The sequence below is a fragment of the Streptosporangium sp. NPDC023963 genome, assembly GCF_040639135.1.
Lineage (GTDB): Bacteria > Actinomycetota > Actinomycetes > Streptosporangiales > Streptosporangiaceae > Streptosporangium.
In genome coordinates, this window is sequence record NZ_JBEZZK010000002.1 from 1 (window position 1) to 21,644 (window position 21,644).

Consider the following 21,644-nt stretch of genomic DNA (forward strand, 5'->3'; position numbering starts at 1 on the left):
CTGAGCGTGATATGCGCGCAGCGCGAGGACCCAGCGAGGCCCAAGACACGGGTCGCGCCATTCACGTTCAGTGATCCACGAAACAGGACCTAGGACACGCCATGGGAATCAAGGTATTGATCTCGGTGGACATGGAGGGGGTCGCCGGGATCGTTCATCCGGCGGAGACCACCCCGGAACGCTACGACTACGAACGTGGTCGGCGATTGATGACGGCGGAGGCCAACGCCGTGGTGGCGGGGGTGATTGATGCCGAGCCGACAGCCGAGGTGCTGGTGGCCGATTCCCACGGCTCCTACCGCAATATCCTGCCCGAGGAACTCGACCAGCGAGCCCGGCTGATCCGTGGCAAACCTCGTGAAATGGGCATGCTGGCGGGCTTGGAAGCGGGAGCCCAGGTAGCGATGTTCGTGGGATACCATGCCCGCGCGGGTGCCAGTGGCGCCGTACTCGCTCACACCATCGCCGATGCCCTCCTTGACGTCCGCATCAACGGCCGCTCGTACGGCGAGATCGGAATCAACACCCTGTTGGCGGGCTCATACGGCGTACCCGTCGTGCTGGCCAGCGGAGATGAGGCCGCATGCGACGAGTTCAGCGCGCTGGCGCCCCGGGCCGTCACCGTGCCGGTCAAACGTGGCCTCGGCCAGCACGCGGCCGACACTCTTCACCCACGGAAGGCACAAGACCGCCTGCGGCAAGGCGCCGGCCAGGCGATGCAACTCCATGCCGACAATCCGCCGAACTTGGCTTCTCAACCGCTGCAGGTCGAGGTCGATCTACATCAGCCACGCTCGGCAGACCTTTCCGCCCTCATTCCCAGTGTCACCAGAAGCGGGCGCACCGTTGTCTTCACCGCCGAGACCATGACAGCCGCCTACGGCATGCTCCAACTCATCGCCCTGCTCACACAGATCGGACCGTGAGCGGGAACGGCGGCTAACGGTGACCGAGGGACGCGGCCGGGGGTTCGCGCCTGCGGTGGTGTTCGTCGTGCTGGGCGGGGGAATGATCCCTTTGTGATCGGTCTGACCGCTATGTTCCTCACCGCTGTGACCGCCTACCAACACGCCGCCCGGCTGCGGGCGGACGACCGGCAGCCTCCCTCCGGAGCCGGAGCCGGGCTTGCTTCGGGGAGCGACGTCTCGCGGCGGTCGCCGAGGGGGGCCGCAGGGCCGCCCGCGGAGGGCGTCCGTGAAGTCAGTGGAGCCCGTGAAGGTCAGGAGGCCGGGAAAGCCGGGAAAGCAGGGAAAGCCGGGAAAGTTCGTGAGGTCCGGGACCGGGGAGGCCCGCCCGCCACCGTGTGATCCATAACGCGGGGGCGAAGAGTGTGTCTCGGGAACATGTCAAACGGGTTACGACGGTTTTAACGTGCGCTGGTAAGGGCCGGTGATACAGGTCACAGGGCCACAAAGGAGCACGTCATGGCCGCATCCCTTCCGGCGGGTCTTCTCCGCATCCTTCTCACCCTGTCGCTCGGACTGCTCGGACTCCTCGGCGTGGCGACCGCGACGACGTCTCCCGCCCGGGCCGCGTCGCTCGTCCAGGTCGGCTCGTTCGGCAGCAACCCGGGCAACCTCACCATGTTCAGCTACCGGCCCGACGGGTCGACCGCCGGACGCCCGCTGGTGGTCCTGCTGCACGGCTGCACGCAGAACGCGAGCGGCTACTTCGCCAACTCGGGATGGCGCAAGTACGCCGACCAGTCGGGATTCACCCTCGTGCTGCCGCAGACCGGCAGCGCGAACAACTCGTCGAGCTGTTTCAACTGGTTCGAGACCGGCGACACCACCCGGGGCCAGGGCGAGGCCGCCTCGATCCGCGCGATGGTCGCCTACGCGGTCTCCACCTACGGGGCCGACCCGGCGCGCGTATACGTCTCCGGCCTGTCGGCGGGCGGGGCCATGTCGGCCGTCATGCTCGCCACGTACCCGGACGTCTTCGCGGGCGGCTCGATCGGGGCGGGGCTCGCCTACCGGTGCGCCGCCAGCCTGCTCCAGGCCTCCACCTGCCAGTACGGTCCCGTCAGCAAGACCCCGCAGCAGTGGGGCGACCTGGTGCGCAACGCCCACTCCGGCTACTCGGGGCCGTACCCGCGCGTCGCGATCTGGCAGGGGCTGTCCGACTACACCGTCGTCCCGGCCAACGCGGCCCAGCTGCGCGACCAGTGGACGAACGTGCGGGGCGTCTCGCAGAGCCCCACCTCCACGCGGAGCCTCACCGGCGGCACCTCCCTGAAGGTGTACGGGAACGACGTGGTGCGCGTGTACGAGATCACCGGCATGGGACACGGCCTGCCGATCGATCCCGGCGGCGCCGCCGACCAGTGCGGCAGCGCGGCGGCGTACTTCCTCGACACCATCTGCTCGGCCTACCACGACGCGCAGTTCTTCGGCCTGACCGGTGGCACGCAGCCGACCCCGGACCCGACCGTCACTCCCACCCCGACCCCCACCCCGACGGGGCCCCAGACCTGCGTCAGGGCGAGCAACTACGCCCACACCGTCGCCGGACGGGCCTACCACTCCGGCGGCTACACCTACGCCAACGGGTCCAACAACGCCATGGGCCTGTGGAACACCCTCGTCACGCACGGTCTCAAGCAGACCGGTCCCAACCACTGGGTGGTCGCCGACAGCCAGTGCTAGCGAGCCGCCGGACGGCGGGAACCCGAACGCGAAAGGCCGGTCGGCTGATCAGCCGGCCGGCCTTTCGTTCGTTCGACGGGACCACCCTCGATCATCGGCCCCGGCCGGAATCGGGGACTACGGGCGCGAGGCGGCCCGCAGGGATTCGGCGGCGGTGAACAGGGAGGCTCCCAGAAGGACGAGATCCTTCAGCAGGAACTGGCCCGCGAGGGAGAGCTTCGGCTCCCCCTGCCTCTCCTGCCAGGCCTCCGGCGTGGTGATCAGGAAGCTGAGCGTGGAGGTGAACATCCCCGCCGCCGCCAGGCTGCCGAGCGCCGAGGCCCTGGGGGCGAACGATTTCGCCGCGATCAGCGATCCGATCGCGATCTCCGACACGCCGATGAGCCTGGCCAGCCGCTGTTCGCCGAGCATGTCGGCGAGCCGTGAGAACGGCGGGCTCGAGGTGATCAGGGGGCGGATGTTCTCGACCTCGTAGTCTTCGAACTTGAGCCGCCCGATCACCACCAGGTTGAGCGCCAGCCCGAAACGAAGTGCTGAGGCCCCCGCGGTCTGGAGATCGCGGGCGGCCGCGGGTCGCATTCTCATACGGATATCCCCTCGCATGACGCGTCGCGAATGTCCTGCGTGTGCCCAGTCTACGCCGGGCCGTGTCAGCGGCTCGCCGAGCGGGACCACAGGCCGGCCGGGGGATGCGGGGCACCGGCCCACGAGCCGGTTGAGCGTTCCGTCGTCTCGACCGGTCCGGCGTACCGGCACCTGCCGGCAGCGCCCGGCTCGCCACCGGCATCGGGGGTCAGGCGGTGTCGCCGATGGCGCGGGCGGCGTTGATCAGGCCGATGTGGCTGAAAGCCTGCGGGAAGTTGCCGAGGGGCTCCCCGGTGGCCGAGTCGACCTCCTCGGCGAGCAGGCCGACGTCGTTGGTGTACGACGCGGCGGTCTCGAACGCCCGCCTGGCCGCGGCACCCTGTCCCGTGAGGGCCAGGGCCTGCGCGAGCCAGAAGGTGCACAGCAGGAACGTGCCCTCCTGGCCGGGGAGCCCGTCGGTGGCGTGGTAGCGGTGCACCAGGCCTCGGTCGTCGGTCAGGTGGGTGGCGACGGCGTGCACGGTGGACCGCACCCGCGGATCGTCCGGGGGGAGGAACCCGACCATGGGCATCACCAGCACGGCGGCATCGAGGTCGGTACCGTCGAACGTCTGGGTGAAGGCACCCGCACGCTCGTTCCAGCCCCGGGCCAGGATCTCGGCGCGGATCTCCTCCCGAGTGCGCGCCCAGTCGGCGATCCGGGCGCCGGCCCCCAGCATCGGGGCCAGCGCGATGGCCCGGTCCAGTCCCACCCAGCACATCAGCTTGGAGTGCGTGAAGTGGCGGCCGGACCCGCGGATCTCCCACAGGCTCTGGTCCGGCTCCCGCCAGCGATGGGCGGCGGTCTCGGCCACCCTGACCAGAAACGCGCGGGTGAACGGGTCGAGGGGGCCGGTGTCGCGATAGATCTGATGGGCCGCGTCGAGCAGCTCTCCGTAGACGTCGATCTGGCGTTGGTGCCAGGCGTCGTTGCCGACCCGCACCGGCGCGCTGCCCCGCCAGCCGCGCAGGTGCGGCAGGTGCCGTTCGCTCAGATCGCGTTCGCCGCCCACGCCGTACATGATCTGCAGGTCGACGCCGCGGTCGAGCTGGGTGGCGGAGGCGTTGGCGAGGAAGGCGAAGAAGGCGGTCTCCTCGATCTTGCAGGTGGCGGTGGACAGGGCCTGCAGGGTGAAACTGGCGTCCCGGATCCAGGTGTAGCGGTAGTCCCAGTTGCGCTCCCCGCCGATGCTCTCGGGCAGGGAGGTGGTGGCCGCGGCCACGATGGCCCCGGTGGGGGAGTACGTCATCGCACGCAGCACCCGGCCGCTCTGGTTCACCTGTTCACGCCACGGGCCTTCATAGTCGGCGTGATGCCGTGACCAGGAGCGCCAGCCCGAGACGGTGTCCTTCGCCCGGCGCGCGATGTACCGGGGAGTACGGCGCAGCGGGTCGGGCGCCCACGCCCAGCCGGCCTGCAGGGCGAACCCCAGGCTCTGCCCGGCGCGCAGGGTGACGGAGACGTCCGCGACCGAGCCGCTCACCCGCAGCTCGACGGGGCTGGACAGGGCGAGGACGTTGGCCCCGCCACGCGCGATCAGGCCGCCTCGGACAGGCTGCATCAGGGGGTGGATGAGCCCGAACTCGGGCCGCGGCGCGTACGCCATCTCCACGGGCACGCGACCTTCGACACAGGTCACCTGACGCAGGAGCAGGCCGGGCGAGGACGCGCCCAGCGAGTGCCCGCGTTCCCGGCTGCCCAGGGCGAGGGCGTCGAGGAGCACCACGGTTCCGTCCCGGCCGCGGAAGGTGGTCTCGAGCACCAGGGTGTGCTCCAGATACCGGCGGGTGACCTCGGCGGGGCAGGCGGGGCGGATCGACCAGTATCCGGCGTCCTCGTCGAGCAGCCGGGCGAAGAGCGCCGGACTGTCGAACCGCGGCAGGCACAGCCAGTCCACCGAGCCGTCGGAGGTGACCAGCGCGGCGGATCGGCAGTCCGACAGCAGGGCGTGGTCGTTGATCGATCGCGTGCTCATCGGGCACCTCGTCCATCCCCCGGGGAGGATCGTGGAACTCGCGGCGAGCCAGGCGGTTCGGGCGGCCCGGGGGGTCCTGGCGGGCGGAGGGGGCCCTGTCCTGTCGCGGGTCCTGTCGCGGGTCCTGTCGCGGCCGGACGGCGTAGGCGACCGCCGGGCTCGCCGTCGGAACGGCCCTGTCCACGTGACGCGTTCGACACTGCTCACCCCGCAGCCGGTGTCGGCATGAGACAACCAATTTGTTACGTGTTAGTGGTCCTTGCCGGAAATATCGCTTTCAAAGCCTCGATTCTTCCTGCTTTTCACCAAGACGGTTCACATGACGGGCGCACTTCTCCCGGCCGCACGAGCCGTGATCGTTCGCCGGGCGGGCCTTAGGCCGAGGGGTCGAGGACCCCGAAGCTCACCAGGGCGATGATGATGATCCCGAGGGCGATCCGGTAGATCACGAAGCCGGTGAAGCGGTGGGTGCTGATGTACTTCAGGAACCACGAGACCGCCAGGTAGCCCACGATGAACGAGATCACGGTGGCCAGGATCGTGGGGCCCCACTCGGGCGCCTTCCCCTCGCCGATCTTGAACAGCTGCAGGAAGCCCGCGCCCAGCACGGCCGGGATGGCGAGCAGGAAGGAGTACTTGGCGGCCTCCTCGCGGCGGTAGTCCAGCAGCAGCCCGGCGCTGATGGTGCCGCCGGAGCGGGACACGCCGGGGATGAGGGCGAGCGACTGGGCGAAGCCGTAGATGAGGGCGTGGGTGAAGCTGAGGTGCCGCTCCAGGGTGAGCCTGTTGCGGGCGGTGTGGTCGGCGAACCACAGGACCAGGCCGAAGACGATCAGGGTCGTGCCGATCAGGCGCAGGTCGCGGAAGGCGTTGTCGATGGAGTCCTCGAAGAGCAGGCCGAGCACCACGATCGGGATGGTGCCGACGATGACGTACCAGCCCATCCGGGCGGAGTGGTGGGCGCGCAGGCCGGGGGTCCACAGGGAGCGGGTCCAGGTGGAGATGATCTCCCAGATCTCCTTGCGGAAGTAGATCACCACCGCGGCCTCGGTGCCGAGCTGGATGACCGCGGTGAACGCGGCCCCGGGGTCCTCCCAGCCGAAGAACGCCGACACGACCCTGATGTGGGCACTGGAGGAGATCGGCAGGAACTCCGTCAATCCCTGAATCAGTCCGAGGACCACCGCTTCGAACCAGCCCATCACATGAGCACCTTCCGTACCAGCGCGTGCGTAACCTACGCGAGGCTAGCGGAGCGGCGGAGCAACTGTGACCCGGCCGTTCGGCCGATGCCGGCCGCGATTCTTTCGTGATCCGCCGTAAACCGAACCCGTCCGCCGGACGGTAGTCATCATCGGAGCACCGAGGCGGAGGCACGATGACGGAGTTCGCGGAGTACGTCGAGCAGCGCCACGAGCGGCTGCTGCGAGCGGCGTACCTCCTCACCAGGGACCGGGCGATCGCCGAGGACCTGGTGCAGACCGCGCTGGCCAGGGCCTGGCTCGCCTGGCGGCGGATCGACGGCGATCCCGACCCGTACGTCTACCGGATCATCGCCAACACCCACGCCTCCTGGTGGCGGCGGCGCTGGCGGCAGGAGATCCCGACGGGGGAGCTGCCCGAACGGCCGGACGGGCGGGACTTCACGGGCGACGTCGGCGATCGGGACGCGCTGTGGACGGCGATCGGCACCCTGTCCGGGCGCCAGCGCGCGGTGGTCGTCCTGCACTACTTCGAGCAGCTGCCGCTGACCCAGGTGGCCCGGGTGCTCGGATGCTCGGTCGGTGCGGTGAAGAGCCAGCTCAACAGGGCTCTCACCCGGCTCAGGGTGGACCAGGGGATCCAGGAGACGATGGGAGTGCGGCGATGAGCAACACGGAGGACGACCTCAGGACGCTCCTGGAGGAGCGCGGCGCGGGCAGCGGGGGCGGCAGGGCCGGCGGGGGTGGCGGGGGCGGCGGGGGTGGCGGGGGCGCAGCCCGGCTGGAGGCGATCCTCGCCAGGGGCCGGGCGATCCGGCGGCGGCGGACGGCGGCCGCGGCCGCGGCGGCCCTCACCGCCGGGGCGCTGGCGGTCGCCGTGGTGGTGCCGTCGCTGACCGGCCGGGGCGGGGACGAGGCGCCGATCGTGGCCGTCGCCGCCGACCCCACACCCGTTCCCACCGCCGTCCCACCCGTCTCCGGCAAGGACCTCCCCGCGACCGTCAGCGACATGCGGGCTCACCATGAGATGCGGCTGATCCAGGCGTACCGGTCGAAGACCATGGGCACGAGACGTGTCGTGAAGTTCACCCCGACCAGTGTCTTCACCGGATTCCGGGTCGTCTGCGAGGACCCGAGGGCGATGGTGGTCCTGCTGAACGGGACGGGGAAATACAAGTCGGGCTCCGTCGGCGACTGCGACAGGGGCGGTGGGAAGATGCCGGGGGTGACCTCGCAGCACGACGAGAGGTCGGTGCCCCCCGGCTGGACGTCGCGCGAGCAGAGCATAACGATCTGGGTGCTTCCTCCCAGACCGCGCATCTCCCGTGAAGCGATGAAAAAGCTGAAATGTTCGGAAAAGGAGATAGAGAAGACGGGGATGTGCGACGGGCAGTACGTCACCTGGGCTCTGATCGGCCCGCGGATGGAAACGCGGGTGCTGGAGCGGGTGATGGCGAAGGTGGGCACCAAGCCCGGCCGCTGGGCGATCGGCGTCTACGACCGCCCGTCCTCCTGACCCGATCCTCCGGCCCCCGGGACGGCTCCCGTCAGACGGCCCGGCCGCGGGCGTACCTGGCCGCCATCGTGTGGAACACCTCCTTCGGTACCCAGCGCTCCCGGTCGAGCATCCTGACCACGCCGTAGGAGGCGAGGTCGCCGTCCCCGACGCGGCCGAAGCCCGCGAAGGTGAACCACAGCGCGGTGTCCACCCCCTCCTCCTCGAAGACGTCCAGCAGCTCGGTGAAGTAGCGCACCTGCTCGCCCTCGTCCCGTACGGCGCCCTCGGGCGGCAGCCAGGCCATGCCGCCGCGCTCGCCCGCGCCCCGCCAGGCGCAGGTGCCGAACTCGGTCACCGCGACCGGCTTGCCGTGCTTGAACCTCTCGCGCAGCTCCTCCCTGAAGGTGCCGGCGTTGTAGGCGGCCCGGTAGCTGTCGGCGCCGACGATGTCGAACGGGCCCCAGTCGACGAACTCCCACGGGGCCGCCGCGTAGGTGATCCGGCCGCCGAAGCGGGACCTGACGACGGCCGCGCTCTCGGCCAGGAAGCCGTTGAGCCGTTCCAGGACGGGGCCGAGCGAGGACCACCACTCCATGTCGGCCTCGTCTATCGTCCGCATGCGGTCGCGGTACGTGGCGCCGGGGATGAACCCGGGGCCGAACGCGCTGATCTCGCACCCGGCCACGAACACCACCTCGGCCCCGCCGCGCCGTACGGCCTCGGCCCGCTCGGCGGCGTCGGCGAAGGTCGAGAGCATCTCCTCGGCCGGGAGGTCGACGGGGAAGGGGGCGAACCAGATCTCGAGCCCCGCCGCGGCGGCGTGCTCGGCGGCGACGCTCAGCCGCGCGGGATCGCCACCGGAGATCCGTACGGCGTCGCAGTGCAGCTCGCCGGCGATGACGCCCATGTCGTGCCGGACGGCGTCGGGGTCGAACACCTTGCGGGTGTTGTCCTGGCCGGGGAGGAACCCGGTGTCATAGTTGATCCCTTTTGCGCGCATTACTCTCCCGGTGGGTCGAGACCGTGTTCCAGTAGGTCGAAGGCGAGCTCGACGTCCCCGCAGAGGCGGCTGCCCGCCTCGTCCAGCGAGGCGCCGGAGACCAGGTGGCGGAAGAACCTCTCCTGCAGGGTCAGCACCGAGGCGGTGATCTGGGCGGCCATCAGAGCGGCCGTCAGCTCGTCGCGCTCTTCGGCAAGCACCCGGGCCAGCGCCAGGCGCTGGCCGTGGAGCAGGTCGTTCGCCCCGCTGCTGAGCGCGGGGCTGGCGAAGATCACCCGCATCTGGACGATCAGCGTGTCCCTGTCCACGGCCTCCGCGGGCTCGGTGGCGAACCCGCGGTAGTGCTCCCGCAGCGCTTGCAGCGGTGACTGCCCGGGCGGCCGCGCGGCGACGATCCCCGCCAGGTCCTCCTGGCCCACTCCCAGCAGGACGAGTGACTCCTTGGTCGGGAAGTATTTGAACAGCGTCACCTTCGCCACCTCGGCGGCCTCGGCGATCTCGTTGACGGTCACCGCGTCGAAGCCGCGCTCGGCGAACAGCCGCAGCGCCACCGCGGCGATCCGCCGTCGGGTCTGTTCCTTCTTCCGCTCCCGCAGTCCTGCCATACGGGTACGGTAAAGGCGAACCGGGTTCAAAAGCAAACCCGGTACATTTTTCTTCGCGACAGGGGCGGGTCGCGAGGAGGACGGGTCGCAACGGGAACGGGTCGCGACGGGAACGGGGAGGCGAGTGGGCCGGTTGTGGCGCGCGGCTCGGCGAAGGTGGCATATTGCCCGGGCACGGCCCGGAGGACGACGATCGGAGAACGGGAAATGACGGACAGGACGATCGCGGACTTCTGGTTCGACCCTTCCTGCCCCTACACCTGGATCACCTCCCGGTGGCTGGCGGAGGTGGAGCGGGTGCGGCCCGTCGAGGTGCGCCGGCACGTGATGAGCCTGTCGGTGCTCAACGAGGGCCGCGACGAGGATCCCGAGGGGGACACGGAGGGGTACCTGTGGGTGCCCGTGCGCATCTGCATGGCCGTGCGGCAGGAGTACGGCCAAGAGGCGCTCGGGAGGCTCCACACCGCGATGTGGACCGTCGGGCGCGCTCGCGGGGAGGACTGGGCCGGTGCCCTGCACGACTCCCTCGTCGCCGCCGGCCTGCCGCCGGAACTGGCCGGGGCCGGGACGTCGACGGCCTACGACGAGGCGGTGCGCGCCTCGCACGCGGAGGGCATCGGCCTGATCGGCGAGCACGTCGGCACCCCGGTGATCGCCGCCACCGGCCCCGCCACCGGTGGCGAGCGCGTGGTGTTCTTCGGCCCGGTTATCTCCCGGGCTCCCGTGGGCGAGCAGGCGGGCCGCCTGTGGGACGGGACGCTGCTGGTGGCCGCGACCCCGGGGTTCCACGAGCTCAAGGGAGCCCCGCACGAGGAGCCCCGGCTCGACGATCCGAGCTGACGGACCACGGGCCCCGGAGCGGCCCCTGCGCGAGCGGCCCCTGCGCGAGCGGGCCTTGCGTGAGCGGTCCCTGCGAGAGCGGGAGGTCCTTCCGAGAGGGGTGCGACCCGCGTGCCGGGCCGTCCGGGGGGTTCCGGACGGCCCGTGAAGGGGAAGGCGCGGGCCGCACCCGGTCTCGCCTACCGCGGCCGGGTCACCGTCCCGCTCACTGGCGGGTCAGCTTGACGTCGTCCACCCCGGCCTCGACCAGGGAGGCGCCGGAGGCGTCACCGGCCTCGACCAGGATCCGGACGCTCTGCCCCGCGAAGGCGGAGACGTCGACGTTGGCCGCGCCCCAGGCACCGTTGCGGTTGGAGGCCGCGCCGAGCTGCTGGAACACCTGGGTGGTGGTGGAGCCGACGACCTTCACCCGCAGGAAGTCGGCGCTGGAGGCGTTGGAACCATGCGCCAGATACCAGGAGAACGCCAGCTTGAGCGTTCCCGTCGACGGCAGGGTGACCGCCGGCGACCGGACGCTGGTGATGCCTCCGTCGATGTCGTGTTCGCCGGCCGAGGCGCCCGCGAGCCTGCCGGTGACCAGGTCGTTGGTGCCGCTGACGGTGGTGCCGAGCTGCTTGGCGCCGCTGGAGGTGGTGGCCTCGGGGTCGCCGCGCTCCCACAGGCCGGAGGTGGCGGTGTCGGTGCCGGACGGGTTGGTCGTCCAGCCGGTCGCGGTCTCGAAGGTGTCCTGCCAGACGACCGTCGGAGGTACGGCGGTCGCGGTCGTCCACACCGCGTAGGCGATGGCGTCGGCGTTGCGGTTCAGCGCGGTGTCGCTGATGTTGGACGTGGTGTCGCACGCCCGGTGGTAGCAGGGATCGAACGCCTGCCCCGCCGTACCGCCCCACAGGGTGGCCTGGGAGCTGGACTTGATGCCCTCGGCGCCGGTGAAGGTGCCGCCCGCGGGGATGCCGACGGCGATGAACGGCCCGTAGTCGGAGCGGCCGTCGAAGTCGGTGCCCCGGGTGGCCACGCCGATCGAGGTGAAGTACGCCTGGAGCGTCGACTCCAGCTGCGCCGAACCCGCCGGGCCGGGGCCCGAGCCGACGCCGTCGGAGTTGTCGCCGTCGTAGACGAAGTACCCGGCGTTGGGCGAGCCGACCATGTCGAAGTTGTAGTAGCCCTTGACCTTGGCCCGCTCGGAGGACGGGAGGTTGTTCACGTAGTACTGGGAGCCGCGCAGGCCCAGCTCCTCGGCGCCCCACCAGGCGAAGCGGAGGTGCTTGGTGGGTGCCAGCGACTGGCGGGAGACCTCCAGGGCGGTCTCCAGGATGGCGGCGCTGCCGGAGCCGTTGTCGTTGATGCCCGGTCCCGCGGTCACGCTGTCGAGGTGGGCGCCGACCATGAGGATGTCGTTCGGGTCGCCGCCCGGCCAGTCGGCGATGACGTTGTAGCCGGTCGCGCCGTTGTAGGTGAACGACTGCAGGGAGGTGGTGAACCCCGCGCCGTCCAGCAGGCCCCTGACGTAGTTGGCCGAGGCCAGGTAGCCGGGGCGGCCGTGGGCGCGGTTGCCGCCGTTGGCGGTGGCGATGGACTGGAGCTGGGTGAGGTGTGCCTTCACGGCGGTCAGCGAGATGTCCGGTGGGACGGCGGCCGACGCCGACGGTGCGGTGAACGCCAGCGGGATGGCCAGGATCGCCGCCATGCCCATGGTCCACAGACTGCGCATCATGCTCCTCGGGTTTGAGGGTGTGTGGGTCCCCCGAGCGGCGCGCACCCGTGACGGGTGCGCGCCGTACAGCGTGGTGGTGCGCTTGCGGAGCCGGTCCCTAGCGGGCGGCGGTGCCCTCGTGGGCCGCCGCGGTCCTCGCCGCGGACTTGGCCGCCGCGGCGTTGCGGTCGGGAATGCCGGTCAGGTCGTAGGCGAAGAACGCGGTGGCGTAGCCCACGGCCTTGGAGTTGCGCTCGAGCGCGGCGGCGTTGATGTTGTCGATGCCGTCGCAGGCGGAGTGGTAGCAGGGGTCGTAGGCGATGCCCGCGGTCCCGCCGAACTTGGCGGCCTGCTCGGGCGTCTTGATGCCCTCGGCGCCGGTGAAGATGCCGCCGGCGGGGATGCCGTTGGCGATGAACGCGCCGTAGTCGGAGCGGCCGGTGAAGTCGGTGCCCTCGAAGGGCAGGTTGCGCTTGGCGTAGAACGCCTCGAGGCGCTTCTCGATCTCCGGCGATCCGGCCGGGCCCGCGGGGGCGCCCTCGGCGTCGGAGTCGTCACCGTCGTACAGGAAGGTGCCGTCGTTCGGCGAGGCGATCATGTCGAAGTTCAGGTAGAGCCTGATCTTGTCCTTCTCGGCCTGCGACAGGCCCGCGACGTACTGGTCGGAGCCGAGCAGGCCCAGCTCCTCGGCGCCCCACCAGGCGAAGCGCACCTTGTACTTGGTCGGCACGTGGGCCAGCTTCAGCGCGGTCTCCAGGACGGCGGCGCTGCCGGAGCCGTTGTCGTTGATGCCGGCGCCCTCGGGCACGCCGTCCAGGTGGGCGCCGACCGCGACGATCTCGCCGGACTTGCCCCAGCGGGTGTCGGCGATCAGGTTCTTGGTACGGCCGACCGTGGTCTCGGCGTCGACCTTCAGGTGGACGGTGGTGTTCGGGCTGTCGGCCAGGTCGAGGCCGACGGCCGTGCTCGCCATCACGATGGGGAAGCCGAAGCGCCACTCGATGATGTCGAAGACGAGCGGGTCGGTACGGCCGGGCTGGCCCTCGTTGAAGAAGATCACACCGGCCGCGCCGGCCGCCTTGGCGTTGGTGGCCTTGTCGATGAACGGGCAGGTGCCGCGCTGGATCAGCGCGATCCGGCCGGGGACGAACCCGGCGAAGTCGGAGGTCTCACAACCCGCCGTCGAGGTGTTCGGGGTCGGCGCCGGCGGGATGACGGCGTCGACGACCTGCACCTGCGCGGTGACGTCGCCTCCGCTGGAGGAGACCACGGTCACGAAGTCGGCCGGGTTGGCGTACGTCTTCGCCTCGGGGGCCGTCTGCTCCAGGACGGAGGGGCTCGCCTCCTCCCAGCCCAGGGGGAACTCGACGTCGGTCGTGGAGGTCTTGTACCCGGCCTTGCGCAGCTTGTCCTGCACGTAGGCGAGGGAGGCGTCGTAGCCGGGTGTGCCCGCGGCGCGGTTGCCGCCGTTGGCGGTCGCGATCTGCTGGAACTTGTCCAGGTGCTTCTTGACGTTACTGCCCTTGATCTGCGTCGCGAACACGTTGGCGAGGACGTCGGTGACGCCGGGGGACGTGGTGGTCGCGGTGGTCGCGCTCGCCGGGACGGTGAAGGCGAGAGGGAGAGCGATGGCCGTGACCAGGGTGGCGGCCTGGACCATGCTGCGTCGTAACCTCAGGCGCATAGCGCTCCTCGGGGTGGAACGGAGGGGGGATCCCCTATTACGTACATGGCGGAACGTACCGTGATCACCTGGTTTCGCCTAGATGCGCCGAGGCTCAGGTGCACGAAAAGTTATCAAGCCGACCCTGACAGGGTTTTCTCAGGGATGTCCCGGGAACGGGTGGGTTCCGGTCGTTCGTTTGAAGAGATGAAGAACACCGATTCGGGGAGAGGTATCGTGCACCGTTCGAGAAACCACAAGATAATCGCCGGAGTCTGCGGCGGGATCGCGGAGACCCTCAACATGCCGCCCACCCTTGTCCGGGTGTTCTGGCTGCTGCTCTCGCTCATCCCTGGACCCCTGTGGGTCGCCTACGTGCTCATGTGGATCTTCGTCCCCAAGGCGCCGGCGGTCCGCTACTAGGCCGCGGGCCGGTGCTCCGGCCCCCGGGCCGGAGAAGCGCGCCGATGAAAATAGGCTGGGGGCATGAGGCAACGCCCACTGTCCCTGGTCCAGGACGACCTGGTCGACTACGAGAAGGCAATGGAGCGGATGACCGACCTGGTCGGTCAGCGGCAGCGCGACGAGCGCCCCGACACGCTCTGGTTGCTCAGCCACCCGCAGGTGTACACCGTGGGCAGGCGAACCCCTGAGCAGCACCTGCCCGACCCCGCTCACGGCATCCCGGTCGTGAGCACGGGTCGTGGCGGGCAGCTCACCTACCACGGTCCCGGCCAGCTGGTCGGCTACCTGGTCGTCAAGCTCGGCGAGGACGAGGGGATCGTCGACTACGTCCGCGAGGTCGAGCTGAGGCTCGTCGGCGCGCTCGGCGCGCTGGGCGTCCCGGCCGAGCGCCGCGACACCCCGCCGGGTTCGGAACTGCTGACCGGCGTGTGGACGACCGAGACGGGACGCAAGATCGTCTCGATCGGCATGCGGCAGAGCCGCGGCGTCACCAGCCACGGGTTCGCCCTCAACGTCGACGGCGACCTGACCCCGTGGGGCTGGGCGGTGGCCTGTGGCATGCCCGACGTCGACATGACCTCCATGGGGCGGGAGGCCCCCGCCGCCGCGGCCATGGACCGGGTCCGCGCGGCGGTGGCGGAGGCCTTCGAGGCGAGCTGACCGGCCCGGTCTCGGGGAGCGGACCGGTCACCTCGTGCTCTCGGGTGCCCTCTGGGATCCCGGGGCCGAGGTCAGCCGATCGGCTCCTTGCCGGTCGGGTCGGCGGCCGTGCCGGTCGGGTCGAACGCCTCGGCCATGTCGACCGTACGGCGCGGGCCGGTGAACCAGTGCTTGGCCGACAGCGTCCACCACAGGCCCACGGCCAGCACCATCACGCCGACCACGATCGGCGCGTAGTTGACCGCGGTCCAGGTGAAGTCGTCGCTGAACGGCACGGCGGCCGGGACCAGCGGCATGATGAAGTAGACCGAGACGATGAAGATCTCGACGATGGCGATCCAGCACATGACCTTGTACTTCGACCCCAGCGTCCAGGGCCCCGGCTCGAACCGGTCGCCCATCCGCAGCCGGAGCCAGATCGGGATCGCGAAGGCGATGTAGAGGCCGATGACCGCCACCGACACGACCGCGTAGAAGGCCAGCGGCAGGCCGCCGGGGGCCTCGTACAACGCGGGCAGGGTGAGGACGAGCGCCGCCGCGCAGCCGAAGACGATCGCGTTGACGGGGGTCCGGTTGGCGTCCACCCTCGACCACAGGCGCCAGCCGGGGATGGCGCCGTCCCGGGAGAAGGCGTAGGTCATCCGGGACATCGAGGTCACGCAGCTCATCCCGCAGAAGAACTGGCCGATGGTGGAGATCGCGAAGATCGCCGTGGCCAGGTTGCCGGGGAGCGCGCTGTCGAAGATGGCGCCGACGAAGCCGCCCGCCTCGTTGACCGCGTCCACGTCGGTGGCCGCGAACAGGAAGGCGAGCAGCAGTATCCAGCCGCCGATCGCCGAGTAGAAGATCGACTGCCACAGTCCCCTGGCGGCGGCGGTGGAGGCGCCCTGGGTCTCCTCCGACACGTGCGCGCACGCGTCGAACCCGGTGATCGTGTACTGGGTCAGCAGGAAGCCGAGCGGCAGCACGTAGAACCAGTACGAGGAGTCGGAGAAGCCGGAGTTGTTGATCGTCTCGGTGAAGACGAACGACATCGACTGGTGCGAGTCGGGGCCGAAGACCAGGATCAGCACGACCACCGCCGCGCCGAACACGTGCCACCACACCGAGACGTTCTGCAGCGTCGAGATCAGCCGGTGGCTGAAGATGTTGATCAGGGCGTGCAGCACGAGGATGACCGCGAACAGGATGAACGCGTTGGTCAGGCTGGGGTCCCAGCCGGCGAAGAACCGGCTGAGGGTGATGTTCAGGAAGGTCGCGCAGCCGTAGTCGACCGAGGCGGTCACGGCGATCAGGCCGATGAGGTTGAACCACCCGGTGAACCAGCCGTGGATCGGCCTGCCCATCTTCGCGGCCCACCAGTAGATGCCGCCGGCGGTCGGATAGGCCGAGACCAGTTCCGACATGCACAGCCCGATGATCAGGATGAAGATCGAGATCAGCGGCCACCCCCACGCGATGGCGACGGGGCCACCGTTGTTCCAGGCCTGGCCGAACGTGGTGAAGCAGCCGGCCAGGATGGAGATGATCGAGAAGGAGATGGCGAAGTTGGAGAAGCCGCTCCAGGTTCTGGAGAGCTCCTGCTTGTACCCGAGTTCCGCGAGGCGCTTCGCGTCCTCGTCGACGGAGCCGACCGATGTTGGCTTGGTCACTCAAGCCTCCTTGCGTGGTGGTGCGGGGGGTGGGGGGATCCGGCGCTCGCGCCCCGGACGTCGTCGACGAGCCGTCCGAACCCCGGGTCGTCCAGGTCCCGTACGGCTTGCGAGAACTTGTCGGCGGCCTCCGCCTCGTAGTCGAAGTCGGCGTCGGCCGCCTGCTCCTTGAGCAGCCCGTGGTGTACGGCGAACCAGAGCGTCCAGGTGAGGTTGGACATGATCAGGTTGAGCCGGACCCGGGAGGTGAGGCGCCGGTCGTCGGTGCCGAAGTAGGCGTGGGCCAGCCGGGCGGTCAGGTCGGGGTCGTAGTCCGCCTCGGCGGCGATGTCGCCCAGCTCGAAGGCCGGGTCGTTGTTCCCGGAGAGCTGGTAGTCGACGATCCTGACCTCGGCGCCGCAGCGGATGAAGTTCTCCGGCAGCAGGTCGTTGTGGCACGGCACCGTGGGCAGCGGATCGGCGGCCAGCGCCCGTTCGATCTCCGCCGCCGAGGGAAGACGGTCCTCGTAGCCGTCGGGTGTGCTCAGTTCGTGGGTACGGCAGAGGGCGAGGAACTCGTCGAGCTTGCGGAAGATGGAGAAGTCGTTGACGAACCTGGGCCCGGCGTGCAGCCGGCGGCAGGCCGCCGCGATGGGGCCCGGAATCGTCCGTACGGCGTGGGCGTCCAGGGTGGCGCCGTCGAGATACTCCAGGACCAGCGCGCCCGGCAGCCGGTGCAGCACCCGGGGGCCGACTCCCGCGTCCGCCGCGTGGAGCGTGTTGGCGATCTCCTGGTCGAGCGGTATGCCCAGGCCGGCCTCCGAGACCCGGGGATCCAGCACGCGCAGCAGCCATCGCTGCCCGTCGGCCGTGGTGAGCCGGGAGATCCGGTGGCTGAGGCCACCCTTGATCAGAGTCTCGGTCACGGGCTGGTCAGCCCATTTACGGACGTCCGCTAGAGGATCTGGCATGCCGCCCTCCTTTGGCCTACCTTCATACCATTGATCCAATTCTGTGGACTAGGTGTTACAGAGGGGTTGCGCGCCTTGAAACTTCCCAGTTCCGCGCGGGCCGTCGTGATCGGCGGCGGGGTGGCCGGTTGCAGCGTCGCTTACCATCTGGCGAGGCTCGGCTGGACCGAGGTGATCCTCGTCGAGCGGCACGAACTCACCGAGGGGACCACCTGGCACTCGGCCGGATTCGTGGGCCAGCTCCGCTCCACGGTCACCCAGACCAAGATGATCATGTATTCGGCCGGTCTCTACCCCGAGCTGGCCGAGCTCACCGGGCTGGACCCGGGATGGCGCGGGGTGGGCGGCCTCCGCCTGGCGACCACGCCCGAGCGGGTGGAGGAGTCGCTGCGGCTGGCCGGGGCCGGGGAGACCTACGGCCTGGGTCTGGAGGTCGTCTCCGGCGCCGAGGCCAAGGAGATGCTCCCGCTGCTGCACGCCGACGACGTGCGGGCCGCGCTGTGGCTGCCGGGGGACGGCTGGCTGGACCCGGCGCTGCTGGCCAGGGCGCTGGCGGCCGGGGCGCGGAAGCTGGGCGTGCGCATTCACACCGGGACCCGCGTGACGGGAATCGACGTGGCGGGAGGCGCGGTCACCGGGGTGCGGCTCGCGTCGGGGGCCGCGGGATCCGATGATTTCGAGGAGTGGTCGGTCCAGGCGGAGACCGTGGTCGTCGCGGCGGGCGCGGCCAGCGGGCGGGTCGGACGGCTGGCCGGTGTCGATATTCCGGTCGTGCCAATCAAGCACCAATATGTCACCACCGAATCATTCGGGGTTCCGTCGTCCATGCCCACGGTGCGGGACCCGGACAACATTGTCTATTTCCGGGAGGAAAACGGCGGGATACTGGTGGGCGGATATATTCGCGATCCAGAAATCTGGGACACGGTTGCCCCATTGGACGAGCCGCGAACCGTCTTTCCCCCGGATATGCCGAAATTTCGGGAATCGTGGGAATCGGCGGTGCGGCGGGTTCCCGAGCTGGGCCGTACCGAGATCACGAAGGTCGTGCACGGCCCTGAGGCGTTCACCCCCGACGGCGAGTTCCTCCTCGGCGAGACCCCGGTCCGCGGGCTGTGGGCGGCGGCCGGCTTCTGCGTCCACGGTCTGGCCGCGGCCGGAGGCGTGGGCAAGGTCATGGCCGAGTGGATCGTGGACGGCTCGCCCGAGTACGACATGTTCGGCATGGACCTGCGGCGCTTCGGAGCCCATGCCCGCTCCGCGTCGTGGACCCGGGCCAAGGCCCTGGACTCGTACTCGAAGTACTACGACATCGTCTACCCCGGCGAGGAGCGCACCGCGGCCCGGCCGCTCCGCCGCTCCCCGGCCTGGGTGCGGCACGTGGAGCTGGGAGCGTCGTTCGGCGAGAAGTCCGGCTGGGAACGGGTCAACTGGTACGAGCCCGGCCGGGACCTTTCCCAGGACGCCCAGGACGCCCAGGACGGCCAGGACGGCCAGGTGGACGGCCGGGGCCCCCGCCCGGACGGCTGGGCGGGCCGGATCTGGTCGCCCGCCGTGCGCGAGGAGTGCCTGGCCACCCGCGACGCCGCCGGTCTCTTCGACCAGACCTCGTTCTCCAAGCTGGAGGTGTCGGGGCCCGGGGCCCTGGAGGGGCTGCAGCGGGCGTGCGCCGGGCAGCTCGACCGGCCGGTGGGGTCGATCGTCTACACCCAGCTCCTCAACGAGCGCGGCGGCATCGAGGCCGACCTGACCGTCACCCGCCTGGCGGAGGACCGCTTCCGCCTGGTCACCGGCACCGCCTTCGGCGTCCACGACGCCGCCTGGCTGCGCGGCCGGGGTCTCGACGTCCGCGACGTCACCTCGGCGCACGCCTGCTACTGCCTGTGGGGTCCGAGAGCGCTCGACATCCTCGGTTCCGTCTCCGGCGACGACCTCACCTTCGGCTACATGAAGGCCAGGGAGATCAGCGTCGGGAACGTCCCGGTACTGGCCCAGCGGGTGACGTTCGTCGGCGAGTTCGGCTGGGAGCTGTACTGCCCGTCGGAGTACGGGCTGACGCTGTGGGACACGCTCACGGAGGCGGGAGCGCCGCACGGCATGCGCCCGGCCGGCTACCGCGCGATCGACTCGATGCGCCTGGAGAAGGGGTACCGCGTCTGGGGCATGGACATCACCCCGGAGACCACCCCCCACGAGGCCGGCCTGGGCTTCGCGGTCGCCCGCGACAAGGACTTCCTCGGCCGCGCGGCCCTGGAGGCCGGCGCCGGAGCGGGCGCCGGTGCCGGTGCGGGTGCGGGCGCCGACGCGAGTGCGAGTGCCGGTGCGGGTGCCGGAGCGTCCGCGCGGCGTCTGTTCTGCCTGGTCCTGGACGACCCCCGCCAGGTCTGCCTCGGCGGGGAGCCGGTCCGCGCCGGCGGCCTGCCCGCCTCGCGGGTGACCAGCGGCGGGTACGGCCACCGTGTCGACCGCTCGATCGCCTACGCCTACCTGCCCGGGGACACCGCCCCCGGCGACCGCGTGGAGGTCGGCGTCACCGGCACCTGGACGGGCGCCGTCGTCACCGCGGAACCCCTCTACGACCCGTCCTCGGAACGGGTCAGGCGCCTGCCGTCCTGACCGCCCCGGCAGGCGCGGGCCCCGCCGGTCGGCTGGGGTTCGCCCGGTTTCGCGGCCTTTCGCGGCTCTTCAGGGCCCTTCGCGGCCTTTCGCGGCCCTTCGCGGGCCCGGCGGCGAGAGGCCGTCACCCGTCCCTGATTTCCCATAGGTCCCGTCATGGACCCGCGTATCGGCCATCCTGTGACCTGGAGACCGGCGTCAGGTATACCCCCCGGGGGTTGCTGAAAAGGTGGTGGTGTGGCACTGTGGGCGAGCGAACAGATACCCCCTATGGGTATTGAGGAGGGATGGTCGAGATGAACGGCGCGATCAAGGTGGGCGCGTACGCGCTGGGGCTGGCCGTGGTGTTCGGCGGAGCCCTGGGGGCGGGCCGGCTGGCCGGGCCGGTGGGAGGCGCGGCGGCCGAGAGCTCTCCCGGCGCCGGCGCCGAGCGGGGCGCGGGTCAAGACGCCGGAGCGGGTGCGGACCACGGCGGCCATCAGGAGGCCGGGCAGGAGACCGGGCAGGGGACGGCGGCCGCGAAGGCGCTGACCCTTCCCGCGGGGCTGCAGGTCTCCCAGGGCGGATACATGCTCATGCCGGAGACCGACGAGGTCACGGTGGGCAAGAAGACCGATTTCCGCTTCACGGTGATCGGCCCCGACGGCTCGCCCGTCACCGGCTTCACCACCCAGCACGACAAGAAGCTGCACTTCATCGTGGTCCGCCGCGACCTGACGGGCTTCCAGCACCTGCACCCCACCCAGCTGGGCGGCGGGGTCTGGTCGGTCCCGCTCGACCTCCCCTCAGCCGGGGAGTACCGCGCGTTCGCCGACTTCGCCCCCGAGGGGGCGCAGCCCCTGACGCTCGGCATGGACCTGTCGGTGGCGGGCGACTACCGGCCCGAGCCGCCCGCCGTCCCGGCCGAGACCGCCAAGGTGGGCGACTACACCGTCACCCTGACCGGAGATCTCATCCCCGGCCGTACGAGCATGCTCACGCTCTCGATCGCCAAGGGCGGCGAGCCGGTCACCGACCTGCAGCCCTACCTGGCCGCGTACGGACACCTGGTCGCGCTGCGTGACGGTGACCTGGCCTACCTGCACGTGCACCCCGACGGCGAGCCCGGTGACGGGCGCACCGTGCCCGGCCCGAACATCACCTTCTACGCCGAGGTGCCGAGCGCGGGCACCTACGGGCTCTACCTGGACTTCAAGCACGCCGGGACCGTGCGTACCGCCGTGTTCACCGCCGCCACGAGCCCGGATCCCGAGGGCAACGGGGCCACGGCGCCGTCCGGGGACGGTCACGGGCACAGTCACCAGCCGTGAAATACCCCATAGGGGTTAGGTGTTCTGATATCGAGGAGAGAGAACATGCCTGGACACGCCCATCGCGGGGACGACGACCCGTACCGGGTCGATGGACGGGCCCGCTCCCGGGCGGCGGCGAGGTTCCCGGCCCCGACGGCCCCGACCGACCGGCGGCCGACGCCGGCTCCGGCCGTCGGACCGGGGCAGAGCCGCGCACGACGACCCGTCGGACCGGGGCAGAGCCGCGCACGACGACCCGTCGGA

At 70.5% G+C, this 21,644-nt stretch carries 18 protein-coding genes; 9 read left to right on the forward strand and 9 right to left on the reverse strand.

What is annotated here, in order from left to right:
- Positions 1-101: 101 nt before the first annotated feature.
- Both AB0F88_RS06075 and AB0F88_RS06080 read left to right on the forward strand, forming a co-directional pair.
- Positions 102-926 carry a M55 family metallopeptidase gene (locus AB0F88_RS06075; RefSeq protein WP_362677998.1) on the forward strand — a complete coding sequence of 275 codons (825 nt, stop codon included), beginning with the start codon at positions 102-104 and terminating at the stop codon, positions 924-926.
- A 498-nt stretch (positions 927-1,424) separates the two neighbouring features.
- A complete protein-coding gene (locus AB0F88_RS06080; RefSeq protein WP_362678000.1) occupies positions 1,425-2,648 on the forward strand; it encodes a PHB depolymerase family esterase in 1,224 nt (407 codons plus the stop codon).
- Between the two features lie 117 nt (positions 2,649-2,765).
- Here AB0F88_RS06080 and AB0F88_RS06085 read toward each other — a convergent pair whose 3' ends face one another.
- The 3 genes from AB0F88_RS06085 to AB0F88_RS06095 form a co-directional block, all read right to left on the reverse strand.
- Positions 2,766-3,233 (reverse strand): DUF417 family protein, encoded by a 468-nt coding sequence (locus AB0F88_RS06085; protein ID WP_362678002.1) that lies wholly within the window; start codon positions 3,231-3,233, stop codon positions 2,766-2,768.
- 208 nt (positions 3,234-3,441) lie between these two features.
- Positions 3,442-5,247, reverse strand: a complete 1,806-nt coding sequence (locus tag AB0F88_RS06090; protein WP_362678004.1) for a glycoside hydrolase family 15 protein — start codon at positions 5,245-5,247, stop codon at positions 3,442-3,444.
- A 374-nt stretch (positions 5,248-5,621) separates the two neighbouring features.
- Positions 5,622-6,449 (reverse strand): undecaprenyl-diphosphate phosphatase, encoded by an 828-nt coding sequence (locus AB0F88_RS06095; protein WP_362678006.1) that lies wholly within the window; start codon positions 6,447-6,449, stop codon positions 5,622-5,624.
- A 176-nt stretch (positions 6,450-6,625) separates the two neighbouring features.
- Here AB0F88_RS06095 and AB0F88_RS06100 point away from each other — a divergent pair, with 176 nt between their 5' ends.
- Both AB0F88_RS06100 and AB0F88_RS06105 read left to right on the forward strand, forming a co-directional pair.
- The gene (locus tag AB0F88_RS06100) at positions 6,626-7,117 is read left to right on the forward strand and encodes a SigE family RNA polymerase sigma factor (RefSeq protein ID WP_362678008.1); all 492 of its coding nucleotides are present in this window, start codon (positions 6,626-6,628) and stop codon (positions 7,115-7,117) included.
- Entirely contained in the window at positions 7,114-7,965 is an 852-nt protein-coding gene (locus tag AB0F88_RS06105) for a hypothetical protein (protein ID WP_362678010.1), read from the forward strand. The genes AB0F88_RS06100 and AB0F88_RS06105 overlap by 4 nt, the downstream gene beginning before the upstream one ends.
- 31 nt (positions 7,966-7,996) lie before the next feature.
- On the opposite strand, the gene AB0F88_RS06110 is transcribed toward AB0F88_RS06105, so the two are convergent.
- The gene (locus AB0F88_RS06110; protein ID WP_362678012.1) at positions 7,997-8,947 is read right to left on the reverse strand and encodes a hypothetical protein; all 951 of its coding nucleotides are present in this window, start codon (positions 8,945-8,947) and stop codon (positions 7,997-7,999) included.
- Positions 8,947-9,552, reverse strand: a complete 606-nt coding sequence (locus tag AB0F88_RS06115) for a TetR family transcriptional regulator (RefSeq protein ID WP_362678014.1) — start codon at positions 9,550-9,552, stop codon at positions 8,947-8,949. The genes AB0F88_RS06110 and AB0F88_RS06115 overlap by 1 nt, the downstream gene beginning before the upstream one ends.
- 207 nt (positions 9,553-9,759) lie before the next feature.
- On the opposite strand from AB0F88_RS06115, the gene AB0F88_RS06120 reads away from it, so the two are divergent.
- Positions 9,760-10,392: a DsbA family protein gene (locus AB0F88_RS06120; RefSeq protein ID WP_362678016.1), complete on the forward strand. Its 633-nt coding sequence runs from the start codon at positions 9,760-9,762 to the stop codon at positions 10,390-10,392.
- A 205-nt stretch (positions 10,393-10,597) separates the two neighbouring features.
- On the opposite strand, the gene AB0F88_RS06125 is transcribed toward AB0F88_RS06120, so the two are convergent.
- The gene (locus tag AB0F88_RS06125; protein ID WP_362678018.1) at positions 10,598-12,100 is read right to left on the reverse strand and encodes a M28 family metallopeptidase; all 1,503 of its coding nucleotides are present in this window, start codon (positions 12,098-12,100) and stop codon (positions 10,598-10,600) included.
- A gap of 100 nt (positions 12,101-12,200) precedes the next feature.
- Complete coding sequence (locus tag AB0F88_RS06130) at positions 12,201-13,766, reverse strand: M28 family metallopeptidase (RefSeq protein WP_362678020.1); 1,566 nt, start codon at positions 13,764-13,766, stop codon at positions 12,201-12,203.
- 216 nt (positions 13,767-13,982) lie between these two features.
- Here AB0F88_RS06130 and AB0F88_RS06135 point away from each other — a divergent pair, with 216 nt between their 5' ends.
- Both AB0F88_RS06135 and lipB read left to right on the forward strand, forming a co-directional pair.
- Complete coding sequence (locus AB0F88_RS06135; RefSeq protein ID WP_344743060.1) at positions 13,983-14,168, forward strand: PspC domain-containing protein; 186 nt, start codon at positions 13,983-13,985, stop codon at positions 14,166-14,168.
- A gap of 63 nt (positions 14,169-14,231) precedes the next feature.
- Positions 14,232-14,870 (forward strand): lipoyl(octanoyl) transferase LipB, encoded by a 639-nt coding sequence (gene lipB, locus AB0F88_RS06140; RefSeq protein ID WP_362678023.1) that lies wholly within the window; start codon positions 14,232-14,234, stop codon positions 14,868-14,870.
- Between the two features lie 71 nt (positions 14,871-14,941).
- On the opposite strand, the gene AB0F88_RS06145 is transcribed toward lipB, so the two are convergent.
- Together AB0F88_RS06145 and AB0F88_RS06150 are read right to left on the reverse strand one after the other, a co-directional pair.
- Entirely contained in the window at positions 14,942-16,522 is a 1,581-nt protein-coding gene (locus tag AB0F88_RS06145; RefSeq protein WP_362678025.1) for an amino acid permease, read from the reverse strand.
- Positions 16,519-17,472, reverse strand: a complete 954-nt coding sequence (locus tag AB0F88_RS06150) for a phosphotransferase (RefSeq protein ID WP_362678027.1) — start codon at positions 17,470-17,472, stop codon at positions 16,519-16,521. The genes AB0F88_RS06145 and AB0F88_RS06150 overlap by 4 nt, the downstream gene beginning before the upstream one ends.
- A 75-nt stretch (positions 17,473-17,547) precedes the next feature.
- Between AB0F88_RS06150 and AB0F88_RS06155 the strand changes: the two genes are divergently transcribed.
- The gene (locus AB0F88_RS06155) at positions 17,548-20,088 is read left to right on the forward strand and encodes an FAD-dependent oxidoreductase (protein ID WP_362678029.1); all 2,541 of its coding nucleotides are present in this window, start codon (positions 17,548-17,550) and stop codon (positions 20,086-20,088) included.
- Between the two features lie 287 nt (positions 20,089-20,375).
- A complete protein-coding gene (locus AB0F88_RS06160; protein WP_362678030.1) occupies positions 20,376-21,398 on the forward strand; it encodes a hypothetical protein in 1,023 nt (340 codons plus the stop codon).
- Positions 21,399-21,644 lie beyond the last annotated feature (246 nt).